The 13,772-nt window shown below is 40.3% G+C and carries 9 protein-coding genes; 6 read left to right on the top strand and 3 right to left on the bottom strand.

Features of this window, described 5'->3' with window-relative positions:
* Both ABIB30_RS26480 and ABIB30_RS26475 read left to right on the top strand, forming a co-directional pair.
* Positions 1–4,742 (top strand): CLIPPER-2 domain-containing protein (locus tag ABIB30_RS26480; protein WP_354306031.1); only part of this gene is annotated, 4,742 nt, incomplete at its 5' end.
* Positions 4,742–5,746, top strand: coding sequence for a PorP/SprF family type IX secretion system membrane protein (locus ABIB30_RS26475; protein ID WP_354306030.1), 1,005 nt, complete (start codon positions 4,742–4,744; stop codon positions 5,744–5,746). The genes ABIB30_RS26480 and ABIB30_RS26475, both read left to right, overlap by 1 nt.
* A 155-nt stretch (positions 5,747–5,901) precedes the next feature.
* Here the strand turns inward: ABIB30_RS26475 and ABIB30_RS26470 are convergent, their stop codons facing one another.
* On the bottom strand, positions 5,902–6,429 hold the full coding sequence (locus ABIB30_RS26470) for a hypothetical protein (protein WP_354306029.1): 528 nt from the start codon (positions 6,427–6,429) through the stop codon (positions 5,902–5,904).
* A gap of 12 nt (positions 6,430–6,441) precedes the next feature.
* Positions 6,442–7,146, bottom strand: coding sequence for an arylesterase (locus ABIB30_RS26465; protein ID WP_354306028.1), 705 nt, complete (start codon positions 7,144–7,146; stop codon positions 6,442–6,444).
* Between the two features lie 94 nt (positions 7,147–7,240).
* On the opposite strand from ABIB30_RS26465, the gene ABIB30_RS26460 reads away from it, so the two are divergent.
* The 4 genes from ABIB30_RS26460 to ABIB30_RS26445 all read left to right on the top strand — a co-directional run bounded on the left by ABIB30_RS26460 (position 7,241) and on the right by ABIB30_RS26445 (position 11,873).
* Positions 7,241–7,930, top strand: coding sequence for an ABC transporter ATP-binding protein (locus ABIB30_RS26460; protein WP_354306027.1), 690 nt, complete (start codon positions 7,241–7,243; stop codon positions 7,928–7,930).
* Positions 7,923–10,523, top strand: a complete 2,601-nt coding sequence (locus ABIB30_RS26455; protein ID WP_354306026.1) for an ABC transporter permease — start codon at positions 7,923–7,925, stop codon at positions 10,521–10,523. The genes ABIB30_RS26460 and ABIB30_RS26455 overlap by 8 nt, the downstream gene beginning before the upstream one ends.
* Positions 10,524–10,604: 81 nt before the next feature.
* Positions 10,605–10,967, top strand: a complete 363-nt coding sequence (locus ABIB30_RS26450; protein ID WP_068400803.1) for a response regulator transcription factor — start codon at positions 10,605–10,607, stop codon at positions 10,965–10,967.
* A gap of 36 nt (positions 10,968–11,003) precedes the next feature.
* Complete coding sequence (locus ABIB30_RS26445) at positions 11,004–11,873, top strand: aldose 1-epimerase family protein (protein ID WP_354306025.1); 870 nt, start codon at positions 11,004–11,006, stop codon at positions 11,871–11,873.
* On the opposite strand, the gene ABIB30_RS26440 is transcribed toward ABIB30_RS26445, so the two are convergent.
* Positions 11,870–13,768, bottom strand: coding sequence for a CocE/NonD family hydrolase (locus ABIB30_RS26440; RefSeq protein WP_354306024.1), 1,899 nt, complete (start codon positions 13,766–13,768; stop codon positions 11,870–11,872). The genes ABIB30_RS26445 and ABIB30_RS26440 overlap by 4 nt on opposite strands.
* Positions 13,769–13,772: the final 4 nt, after the last annotated feature.

Here is a 13,772-nt window from a genome sequence, read left to right as displayed (position 1 = left end):
CACAAATTGAATACCAGGTGGCCAATGGCAATGCCGTAACCGTGGTTGGTTTACCGGCAGAGCTGACAGGAGTTTATAATGGTGCAACCGGCAAATTCACCATTAACGGTACGCCTGCTACAGCCGGTTTGATTACTTATACAATCACTGCCACAGGAGATTGTAAACTGGCCGGTATTACCGGTACAATCAATGTGAAACCAGATGTAACGATTGCTTTAACTTCAGCAGTGAATACTGACCGTCAGGAACTGTGCGTGAATAAACCAATCACACAAATTGAATACCAGGTGACCAATGGCAATGCTGCTACGGTGACTGGTTTACCGGCAGAGCTGACAGGAGTTTATAATGGTACAACCGGCAAATTTACCATCACCGGTACACCTTCCACAGCTGGTCTGATTACTTATACGATCACAGCCACCGGCGACTGTAAGCTGGCCGGTATTACCGGTACAATCAATGTGAAACCAGATGTAAACATTGTATTGACTTCGGCTGTAAATACTGACCGTCAGGAACTGTGCGTGAATAAACCAATCACACAAATCGAATACCAAATTACCAATGGCAATGCTGCTACGGTGACTGGTTTACCGGCAGAGCTGACAGGAGTTTATAATGGTACAACCGGCAAATTTACTATTAGCGGTACGCCTGCCAGAGCCGGTCTGATTACTTATACGATCACAGCCACCGGAGATTGTAAACTGGCCGGTATTACCGGTACAATCGATGTGAAACCAGATGTAACGATTGCTTTAACTTCAGCAGTGAATACTGACCATCAGGAACTGTGCGTGAATAAAGCGATTGATCAGATCGAATACCAAATTACCAATGGCAATGCTGCAACAGTTTCTGGGTTACCGGCAGAGCTGACAGGAGTTTATAACAATACAACCGGCAAATTCACCATCAGCGGTTCGCCTGCCAGAGCCGGTCTGATTACTTATACGATCACAGCCACCGGTGACTGTAAACTGGCCGATATTACAGGTACAATCAACGTGAAACCAGACGTAACGATTGCTTTAATTTCAGCAGTGAATACCGATCAGCAGGAACTGTGCGTGAATAAACCAATCACACAAATCGAATACCAAATTACCAATGGCAATGCTGCTACGGTGACTGGTTTACCGGCAGAGCTGACAGGAGTTTATAATGCTGCAACCGGCAAATTCACCATTAGCGGTACGCCTGTTAGAGCTGGTCTGATTACTTATACGATCACAGCCACCGGCGATTGTAAACTGGCCGATATTACCGGTACAATCAATGTGAAACCAGATGTAATGATTGCCTTGACTTCGGCAGTAAAAACTGATCAGCAGGAATTGTGCGTAAACAAACCAATTACACAAATTGAATACCAGGTAACGAACGGCAACAGTGCTACTGTGGTTGGTTTACCGGCAGAGCTGACAGGAGTTTATAATGGTACAACCGGCAAATTCACCATTAGCGGTTCGCCTGCTAGAGCTGGTCTGATTACTTATACGATCACAGCCACAGGAGATTGTAAACTGGCAAGTATTACCGGAACGATCAATGTGAAACCAGATGTAACGATTGCTTTAACTTCAGCAGTAAATACTGACCGTCAGGAATTGTGCGTGAATAAAGCGATTGATCAGATCGAATACCAAATTACCAATGGCAATGCTGCAACAGTTTCTGGGTTACCAGCAGAGCTGACAGGAGTCTATAACAATACAACCGGCAAATTCACCATTAGCGGTACGCCTGCTAGAGCTGGTCTGATTACTTATACGATCACAGCCACCGGCGATTGTAAACTGGCCGATATTACCGGTACAATCAATGTGAAACCAGACGTAACGATTGCTTTAACTTCAGCAGTGAATACTGACCGTCAGGAACTGTGCGTGAATAAAGCGATTGATCAGATCGAATACCAAATTACCAATGGCAATGCTGCAACAGTTTCTGGGTTACCGGCAGAGCTGACAGGAGTTTATAACAATACAACCGGCAAATTCACCATTAGCGGTTCGCCTGCTAGAGCCGGTCTGATTACTTATACGATCACAGCCACCGGCGATTGTAAGCTGGCCGATATTACCGGTACAATCAATGTGAAACCAGACGTAACGATTGCTTTAACTTCAGCAGTGAATACTGACCGTCAGGAACTGTGCGTGAATAAAGCGATTGATCAGATCGAATACCAAATTACCAATGGCAATGCTGCAACAGTTTCTGGGTTACCAGCAGAGCTGACAGGAGTCTATAACAATACAACCGGCAAATTCACCATTACCGGTACACCTTCCACAACTGGATTAATCACTTATACGATCACAGCAAAAGGTGACTGTAAAGAAGCAAACGTAACCGGGACAATCTTCGTCAAACCAAACGTTGAACTTGTATTAACAACTGGCAGCGACAATCAATCATCCTGCATTAATACGCCAATCTCAAACACCACTTACACCGTAAGCAATGGAACTGTAGCTGTAACTAATCTTCCACCGGGATTAAATCAAAACTATACAAACGGCTTATTAACCATCAGTGGAACTCCTACGCAATCAGGGACGTTCCTCTACACGGTAACAGCGAAAGGAGACTGTGGTACTAAAGAACTTCACGCACAAATCGACGTGTATCCAAATGCAATTATGGAGCTTACCTCTCCAGTAGGAAGCGATCAGCCAGTCTTATGTATCAATGCAGCACTTAATCCAATAACTTACAAAATAACAAACGCGACAGGCGCAACAATATCAGCCTTGCCAGCGGGTTTGATATCAAACTATGATGCTGCTACTAAACAATTTACTATTACCGGTGCCCCTTCAATATCGGGAACTTTCCCTTACACCATAACTACTACCGGAGGGTGCGCATCAGTAACACTCACCGGTACAATCAAAGTAAATCCAAATACAACCTTACAATTAACCTCCGCATCCTCGACAGCGAATCAAACCTTATGTATAAATAGTAATAATCTGCAAACCATTACCTATCAAACTACAAATGCGATAGATGCAACAGTAACTGGCCTGCCAACAGGAATAATTTGGTCATACAACAATAATCAGCTTAAAATAAACGGAGTTCCAACACAATCAGGAACATTCAATTATACCATTAATACCACCGGTTTATGTCAAACTCAGCAACTTAGCGGAACAATAATCATTACTCCCAATCCAATTGGATTTAATGACGTCATCAGTGGTCTGACTTGCACAAATAACAGCATTCAGTACAACCTGCAAGACAACGTAAACAATACAGCAAATGGAGGGAATTCAGTTCCTGCTACATTTACATGGATAGTTGCTCCAAATAATAACGTAAAAGGTCTGAACAATGGTTCTGGAAACAACATTAACGCCACACTGATTAACTTAAGTCATACCCCTCAGCAAGTCATCTATACCATTGTCCCAACTTCAGTTACAGGAGGCTGTCCTGGAAATACTTTTACTGTTACCGTCAATGTACCTGTATGCAGTAACCTGGCCATTACAAAAACTGCGAATGTAACCTTAGTTTCAACAGCGGGAGATCAGATTCAATATACCATCACAGTAAAAAATACAGGTACAGCCAACCATACCAACGTTCAGGTATCAGATCCGTTCTTAGGTGGTGTATTAAGAGGTCCTGCTTATGGAGATAATGGAAACGGTATCCTTGAAGCTAATGAATCATGGGTATATACAGGAACTTACCGTGTTACTCAAACAGACATCGACGAAAACGGGAAACCAAATGCGAAATCGGGTAAAATCATTAACACGGTAAGTTTAACCACAGCTGAAATGCCCACCCCTTTAACAGCAGTTGCTACAGTTGATATTGTGACTAATGGATCAATCGTACTGGTGAAAACAGGTGTGATCAGCAGTGATTTTTCTACTATCGTTTATACCTTTAAAATAACAAATAACGGAAGAGTGAAACTCTATAACCTGAACCTGATGGATACCAAAATTGGTGGACAACTCAACCTTGGAACCAATGAACTTGCCGCAGGAGCATCGATCACAGTTACCTCAACTTATAAAATATCAGATGAAGAAAAAAGAGATGGAAGAGTGGTCAATACTGCGACTGTTAAAGGTTATACACCATCTGGCGACCCAGTTTCCGACATCTCAGGTACACAGGCAAATAATGATGAGCCAACTGTTCACATTATAGTAGATGCACCACAGGCGATAGATGATAAAGCAGAAGTTCAGATTAATCAGACCGTTGTGATCAATATTGCAGGAAATGATATAGCCTCACTTAGTGGCCTGAATAAAGCTAGTATAGAAAATACACAACCATCAAACGGAAAAGTTGATATACACATGGATGGAACTGTTACTTATACTCCAAACAGGGGTTATTCAGGGAAAGATGAGTTCACTTATTATATCTATGATTATAAAACCGGGGCGCCGAATAGAAGCAACAGAGCTACTGTAACCATTACTGTTATCCCAATTGACTTATTTATTCCAAATACGATCACTCCAAACGGAGATGGTAAAAATGATACTTTCAAAATTATTGGAAGAGAAAGCTTTGATGGTATTGAATTGATGGTATTCAACCGTTGGGGGAATGAAGTTTACAGAAATAACAATTACCTGGATGAATGGGATGGTTCCGGGTTAACAGAAGGAACTTATTACTACGTCATCACCTTGAAAAAAGCTGGAAGCAAGGTCAATAAAAATGGCTGGATACTTATAAAAAGATAATGAAGAAACTGTATAAAATATTACTGCTTATTTGCTCAATCGGTTTATTTACCGGTCATGCTTCTGCGCAGCAAAATATTCAGTTCTCTCAGTATATATTTAATACCCTGAGTGTAAATCCAGCATACGCAGGGTACAAAGAAGAATGGTTTGCTCAAATGGCCCTGCGTAACCAATGGGTAGGAATTCAAGGGGCACCTAAGACCGGACAAATCTCTATTGACGGAATTTTAGATCCGCAAACCACCAAACATGGAGTTGGTGTGCAGATCACTTCCGATAAATTAGGCCCTCAAACCTCTAACTCCATCACACTTAACTATGCCTTCCGGATACAACTCGATGGAGCAGATACGCGCCGTTTGAGTTTCGGTTTAGGGGTAGGAGCAGCGCAATACGGGTTGGATGGAAGTGCGTTGACCACAGTTGACGGAGGAGATGGCTCAGTTCCAACGGGAGGTTCCAGTAAAATTTCCCCAGACTTCCGTGCAGGTATTTATTATACTACCCCTTATTGGTATGCCGGTATCTCAGCTCTTAACCTGTTATCAAATAGTAAATCTGTTGATGATTACAGAAGAAGTACGAATATTGCTGATAACATTGTCCGGACCAGGCATATGTACTTTGTGGCAGGTGCATTGATCAATGCCTCTACAGATCTGAGGTTCAGACCTAGTGTGATGATCAGAGAAGATTTTAAAGGCCCTACCAATGCAGATTTTAATATTATGGCTATATTTAATGATAAAGTCTGGCTTGGCGGAGGGTACCGGACAAGCGTTAAAGCATTTAAAAAAGAATATCAAAATACTGATGTAACCAGTCAGGCCGCTTTGATCGGAATTGCCCAGTTTTATGTAAATGAACGCTTCAGGATAGGTTATTCCTACGACTATGCAATCTCAAAACTCAACGGGTACCAGTCAGGAACACATGAAATTACTGTTGGAATAGCTTTTGGAAAAGCACCTAAATCATCTATTTGCCCGAGAGTATTCTAGATCAGATTGCTAATGGTACTGAATACTACATAATAATATCATCCACATCTTTGCTTGAATTACTTAAGACAACAAGACCGGTTTGCTTTTCTTTTACAAAAGCACAATAATTTCTGAACCCGGCGTTTCCTCCGTTATGCCAGATAATAGTATCATCATTGAAAAACTGAGTAACCCAGGCAAAATATGATTTTCCAATTGTGGTTCGCCATAAAAGAATGTTTCAGTATGCGTTCCCGGATCAAACCAATACTCAGGCTCCGGTTATTGGGGTTCTGAAGATATTTAATAGCCTGCTGATCAATAAAGCGCTCTAGTGGAGTTGTTAATTTATTAGTAGACAGAATGGTCAGTGGATCTCTGATATTTAAGATTTCCTCTTCCTGATGGACTGGTTCCCAATTTACTAAAGCAAGTAAATCATCTGCTGTTAAAGCTATCTTTAAAGAGAGTTCTCCATACTTGAAATTTACCAGGTACTCCGATACTTCTTCTTCAGCCTTTATAAATTCCCAGGAAATGATTTCTCCAAGGCTTCGCTTTAAATCATAATGATAGAAATCCATAACCGTCTTTTCAGCAACATGCTGCTTAAATTCATCAGCATGCAGAAGATAGATTTCAGCAAACTGATCATGGTTATAAAATCCGGCCAGCTGGCTGATCATTTGTTCAGGATTCATAAGGCAAGGAAATTACAACTCAGGCTTTAGCTTCGCCCATACATTCTCTGCAACTATTTTATGGCCTTCTGGGGTTGGATGAATCCCGTCTTTTTGATTTAAACGAGGAATGCCGCCAACATTCTTTAACAAGAAAGGCAGAAAGTCCATATTATTTTTTTTGGCAAGAGCAGGGAAGATCGCCGCAAAAGCTTTAGTATATTTTTCGCCCATACTTGGGGGCATCTGCATCCCGGTAAGCATTAACTTCGCTTTTGGATATTTCTTTTTTACCTGATCTACTACGGCTTGTAAATTCGCTGCTGTTTCTTCTATAGGGACACCTCTTAAGCCATCATTAGCACCTAATTCCAGTACAAAAATATCTATTGGCTGTTTCAATAACCAGTTAATACGGCTTTTTCCTGCTGCAGAAGTCTCTCCGCTTAAACCACCATTAATTACTTTATAGGGTAAATGTAAAGAATCAATTTTTTGCTGGATTAGCGCAGGAAAAGCTTGTTCTGGATTTATACCTAAACCAGCTGTTAAACTAGTTCCGAAAAACAGAATATGTTTAACCGGATCTTGTTTTTGTGAATGTGCTACGTGAACAGAATCTTTGACTGTAGCTGTAGTTGTCTGGTCAGTCTTTTTATCCATATCACCACAACTGGACAACATCACGGCTGCCATTATTAAAACGATGTAATTATAACGTAACTTAATGCTCTTCATCTTATAAAAGGATTGGTTTTTGATATATTAACGGTAACAAAATATCATCTGTTGCGTCAAATATCAATAAATATCATCATTTAACCTTATTTCTTTGGAAACCATCCTAAATATAAAAGAAGTCAGTAAACAATATAAAAGCGCGTCTTCCTCACTGACTATACTTGATCATATCAATTTCTCTATAGAGAAAGGCTCTACTGTATCAATTACAGGACCTTCAGGTAGTGGAAAAACTACGCTTTTGGGTTTATGTGCCGGATTAGACCGGGCTACTTCAGGAAGTGTAGAATTAAACCATGTGGTATTAGATCAGCTCTCCGAAGATGAAAGAGCGGCGGTCCGTAACCGCTATGTAGGCTTTATTTTTCAAAACTTTCAATTGCTGCCAACCTTAACTGCTATAGAAAACATCATGGTTCCGCTTGAATTGAGAGGCGAAAAAAATATCCGTCCACGAGCATTGGAATTATTAGACAAGGTAGGATTAACAAATCGCGCTAATCACTATCCTGTGCAGCTTTCAGGTGGTGAACAACAACGGGTATCTTTAGCAAGAGCATTTTCTAATACTCCTGCAATTTTATTTGCTGATGAACCTACAGGGAATCTGGATGGAGAAACCAGTGAAAAAGTAATCCGTCTTCTTTTCGATTTAAATAAAGAAGCAGGAACAACTCTTGTAATCGTTACTCATGATCTGGAATTGGCTTCAAGGACTGACAGGATTATCAAGTTGAAAAGTGGAGTAATTATAGCTGACGAACAAAAAACTTATGCCTGATCAACCACCTGTTTTCCGAAAAACTGTTCCTGTTTCCTGGTTGTTTAAAATGGCATGGCGGGATAGCCGTAAAAACCGGTCCAGGTTATTTCTTTTTACTTCTTCTATTATTTTAGGGATTGCAGCTTTGGTGGCTGTTTATTCTTTTAGTGATAATCTGCAGCGTGATATCGATGAACAAGCCAAAACATTAACCGGAGCAGACTTGATTATTGATAGCCGTAAAGAGATCAGTAAACCTGTATTGGATATGTTGGACACTCTAGGCGATCAACGCGCAAAAGAACAGAGTTTTCCTTCGATGCTTTATTTTATCAAAGGGGAGGGGAGCCGCCTGGTTCAAATCAAAGCCCTGGAAGGTCAGTATCCTTTTTACGGAACGATTGAAACAACACCCAAATTGGCCGCTAAACAATTTGACCAGGGAAGAAATGCACTTGTGGACAAAACTGTAATGCTACAATTTAATGCTAAGCCCGGAGACTCTGTTCAAATTGGTAAAGTTAACTTTGCCATTGCAGGTTATTTAGAACAGGCACCTGGACAATCAGGGATTATGGCCTCCATTTCGCCGGTGGTTTATATTCCTTTTAAATATTTAAAACAGACTGGACTGGCGCAGTTTGGCAGCCGGATTCACTATTCTTTTTATTATAAGTTCAATCAACCGGCGACAATTCCTCTTTTATTGAAAACGATCAAGCCTGTTTTAGATAAAGAAGGACTTGACCACGAAACCATTGCTTCTAAAAAACAAAGTACAGGGCGTGCCTTTCAGGATCTGACTCAATTTCTTTCTCTTGCAGGGTTTATCGCCTTATTATTAGGCTGTATTGGAGTTGGAAGTGCAATTCACGTATATATCAGTGAGAAGCTGGCAGCAATTGCGACCTTACGCTGCCTGGGAGTAAGTGCTTGGGAAGCTTTCTTTATTTATCTCATTCAATTGACTTTTATCGGGTTTGCAGGTGCGGTTGCAGGTGCCATAATCGGCTCTGGGCTGCAATTTTTATTACCATACGTACTGAAGGATTTTTTACCGGTAGATTTTAATATGCAGCTTTCCTGGGGAGCTATTTTTCAGGGCATTATAACCGGGGTGGTGATTGCTATACTTTTTGCTTTACCTTCTCTTTTATCGGTTCGCCGGATATCTCCCCTTAATGCAATAAGACTATCTTTTGAGCAGGTTAAACTCAAAGCAGATCCACTGAAAATTATAGTTTATCTAATCATTTTCTTATTCGTACTGGGCTTTACTTATCTCCAGATGAATAGCTGGTTGCAGGCCCTTATCTTTTCAGGAGCACTGTTAATGACTATATTGATATTTTACGGGCTATCAGTTTTATTATTAGCACTGGTTAAAAAAACGATACCTAAGGGGATTGCTTATACCTGGAGACAAGGATTTTCCAACCTTTACCGGCCAAACAACCTGACGCTGATGCTCATTGTAGCTATAGGTTTATCAACTACATTGATCGCTACTCTATATTTCGTTCAGGGAATACTCATTAATAAGGTCACGATATCGTCTGGGAAAGATCAGCCAAATATGGCCCTTTTTGATATTCAGGACGATCAGGTTAAGGCTGTAAACGCACTCACTAAGCAATATAATTTACCTTTAATGAATCAGGTTGCCGTTGTAACGATGCGTCTGGAAGAAATTAACGGCAAAACGGCTACACAATTGGCTGAGGCTGATAGTTTGAAAAAGAAGGAGCCTGGAAATGAGGAGAATCAAAAGCGGGAAAGCTCTTCGTCTGCCTTTAAAAATGAGATTAGAGCTACTTTTCAAACACAATTAACCAGTGCAGAAAAAATCACAGCTGGAAGCTGGGTTGGGAAAGTTAATTATCCAAAGGATATAGTCTATATCTCTCTTGATGAGCGTTATGCAGAAAGAATTGGAGTAAAAGTAGGAGACAAAATGCTCTTTAATGTTCAGGGAATGATGATTCCAACAGTTATTGGAAGTTTCCGGAAAGTGGAGTGGGGGAAAGTCCAAACTAATTTTCGCGTCTTATTTCCTGCTGGTGTTTTAGAAGAAGCCCCTAAATTCCATGTACTGATGACTAAAATTCCTGATGCTCAAACTTCTGCGAAATTCCAGGCCGCCATAGTGCGGAGTTTCCCAAATATTTCAGTTATTGATCTCGGGCTGGTGCTGCAAGTTTTGGACACTTTATTAGGTAAAATCAGTTTTGTGATTCGCTTTATGGCTTCATTCAGCATTATTACAGGCTGGATTGTATTAATCTCTGCTGTGCGAAGCAGTAAAAATCAGAGGCTTCGTGAAATTGTACTCTTAAGAACTATTGGTGCAAAAGGAACACAAATTCTTTCCATTACAGCCATTGAATACCTGTTTCTTGGTGTGCTTGCTGCAGCCGCAGGAATGGTCATTGCCCTGGCAGGAAGCTGGGCACTGGCAACCTATATTTTCGACGCAGTTTTTACACCTGAGCTTTTACCTGTAGTGTCATTATTTAGTGCAGTGACCTTGATTGTAGTGATCACAGGAATGAGCAGCAGCGGAGGAATATTGAAGCATCCACCTTTAGAAGTCTTAAGAAAAGATAGTTAAGAGAAAATGTTTCTAAAACGGGAAATTCGGAACAATGTTTGCATATTGTGTGGAAAATTTAGATTCACACCAAAATAAATTATGAAGAAAAGAATACACGTTTTAGAAGACGACCAGGATATCAGATATATTATTGAATTTTTATTAAAAGATGAAGGATATGAATTACAATTATCCTCGACTTTTGCAGAATTAAAAAGCAAATTGAACGATGCATTGCCAGATTTGTTTATTATCGATGTGATGTTGCCTGATGGAAATGGAATTGAGATCTGTGATGATTTAAAAACTGATATGTTTACTAAACATATTCCTGTAATTGTGATGTCAGCTAATCCTGAAAGTAAAGAGAAAAGTGTTACTGCACAAGCCGATGCTTATATCAGTAAACCGTTTGATCTGGATTATGTAGTTAAAAGAATAGAAAGACTATTGGTAAAATAAGGTACTAAAGAACCCCTGTTTGCCTAAATTTATAAAATGATGATTTTACTGGAAAACGAAAATATCAAAGTAACTATTTCGGCAAAAGGAGCGGAGTTACAAAGTATCAAAAGCAAAAAAGATAACCTGGAATATTTATGGAAAGGTGATCCTGCTTTTTGGGGCAAATTCAGTCCGGTACTTTTTCCAATTGTAGGGGCGCTTAAAAATAATACCTATTGTATTGGTGATCAATCATATCAGCTTCCCCGTCATGGGTTTGCAAGGGACCTTGATTTTGAGGTTCAGCAAATTAATGAGGAGGAAGCTTTATTTACGCTTTCGCATAATGCGAAAACTTTAGAGGTTTATCCTTTTGAGTTTAAACTCAGTTTAAGATACAGGCTTTCCGGATCTGCAGTTTCCTGTACTTATGAAGTGAATAATCCAGGAACAAAAGATCTTTTATTTTCCGTAGGTGCTCACCCGGCTTTTGCCGTTCCATTAACTGCAGATACAGTTTATGAGGATTATTATCTTGAATTTTCTCAAGATGAATCTCTGAATATTCACCAGATTGAAGATAACCTGATTGGTGATCAGGTTGCTATCTTACAGCTTAGCGATCGTAAGCTAAACTTGCAGCATGAATTATTTTATAATGATGCACTGGTCATGAAAGATTTAAACAGCAAGTCTATTCAATTAAAGAATATAAAAAATCAGCATGGTCTTAATTTCCGTTTCATAGATTTTCCTTTCTTTGGAATCTGGTCAGCGAAGGATGCAGATTTTGTGTGTCTGGAACCTTGGTGTGGAATTGCTGATAGCATCCACCATAACCAGCAACTTAGCGATAAAGAAGGAATACAATCTTTATCGCCAGGGCTTGACTGGAAAAGGAGCTGGGAAGTCGAAGTCTTTTAATCAGTCTTCAACACACTAACTTTCAGGCTTGATGCCTGTCCGTTTTTAAAATATACACGGTGCGTTGCTTTTTGAAAGTCAGCCTCCGTTGCTTTATATATATTCACAAACTTTTGAGGATTGAGGTCTACCAGTGGGAACCAGGAGCTTTGAACCTGAACCATAATTTTATGGCCTTTCTTAAAGCAATGTGCTGCATCCTGCATATCGAATTTGACTTCTGTTACTGCGCCGGGAACCATTGCTTCTGGTGCTGAAAAGCTATTTCTAAATTTAGAACGCATCACTTCAGCACGAACCAATTGCTGGAAACCGCCCATTTTTGTACCAGGCAACGGACTGTCGTCAGGTGCATCACCGGGATATACATCGATCAGTTTTACCACGAAATCGGCATCTGTACCTGTTGTAGAAACAAATAAGTCGGCTAAAAGATGTCCGGATATTACTACATCATTTTCCAATACTGGGGTCTGATAAACCAATACATCTGGTCTTTTTGCCGCAAAGCGCTGATCTTCGTACATATAATCACTTCCTCTGTCAATTCTTATTTCATTGGTATATGGAACCGGATTTTCTGGATCACTGATAAATTCATCATATTCTTTGGCTTCTTTTAAAGGAGCTTCAAAAGAAAGTTTTCCGCCAGCGTGAAAGTAAAGGCGTTCTTCTTTTGCTTCAGCTGGAGGCCAGGCCGCATATTTTTTCCATTGATTAGAGCCTGTCTCAAAGATGGTGGCCTTTGGTAGTTCAGGGTTTGGGGTTCCTTTAAGATAGTGGTTAAAAAAGGCCAGCTCAATCTGTTCTCTGTAATAAGGACCGGTTTCGGAGTTAAAACGAACATTGCCAAGCGATGCATTGTTACCTGTTGTCCAGCTTCCATGTGTCCAGGGCCCCATTACTAAATAGTTTGGTGCGGCAGGTTTATTCTTCTCTATACCTGCAAATGTCTTTAAAGGGCCATATAAATCTTCCTGATCAAACCATCCACCAACCGTCATTACTGCTGGTTTAATGTTTTTGAGATGTGGAACCGGGGTACGCGACTTCCAGAAATCAGTATAGTTCTCATTGTCCATCATTTCGTTCCATATCAGATTTTTTCCTTTAAAATAACGTTCATCAGCATTTTTTAAAGGGCCGAGATTTTTATAGAACTCATAAGCATCTGGTGTACCATAAGCGGTGAATCTGTCTGCGTGATTTGGAGTAGGTTCAGGTCTTGGTGCGCCGTAATAAGCTAAAAACGAGAAAGTACCCATTAAAAAGAATGCACCATTATGATGGCGGTCATCTCCCATAAACCAGTCCGTTACCGGAGCTTGGGGAGAAGCAGCTTTCAATGCAGGGTGTGCATCAATGGTAGTCATTGTCGTATAAAAACCAGGAGCAGAAATCCCCCAGGTTCCAACCTTGCCGTTATTTCCTTTTACATTTTTAACCAGCCAGTCTATCGTATCATAACTGTCAGAACTTTCATCTACTGTTGTTTTCCCCTTTTTATTACGGATATAAGGACGGGTAGCTACAAATTCCCCTTCAGACATATATCTGCCTCTTACGTCCTGATAAACGAAGATATAACCATCTTTTGCAAAAACCATAGATGGGCCTAAGCTTGTTTTATACAGCTCTGCTCCATATGGACCTGCAGAATAAGGTGTCCGGTTATAAAGTATAGGATATTTTTTTGAATTATCTTTTGGAACATAGATGATCGTAAAGAGTTTTACACCATCCCGCATTGGAACCAGTTTTTCAATTTTCGTATAATGCGTAGTGATATAAATTGCATTATCCGGATTTTGCACTGGTCTTTGAGCCATTGTCCCAAATGATAACATAGAGACTGCAGCTGATAAGATATAGGTTTTCGTAGCTAAAGATTTCATATTG

Origin of the sequence: Pedobacter sp. UYP1 (genome assembly GCF_040547305.1) — a bacterium.
Classification (GTDB): Bacteria; Bacteroidota; Bacteroidia; order Sphingobacteriales; family Sphingobacteriaceae; genus Pedobacter.
This window is presented reverse-complemented; position numbering and strand designations above follow the sequence as displayed.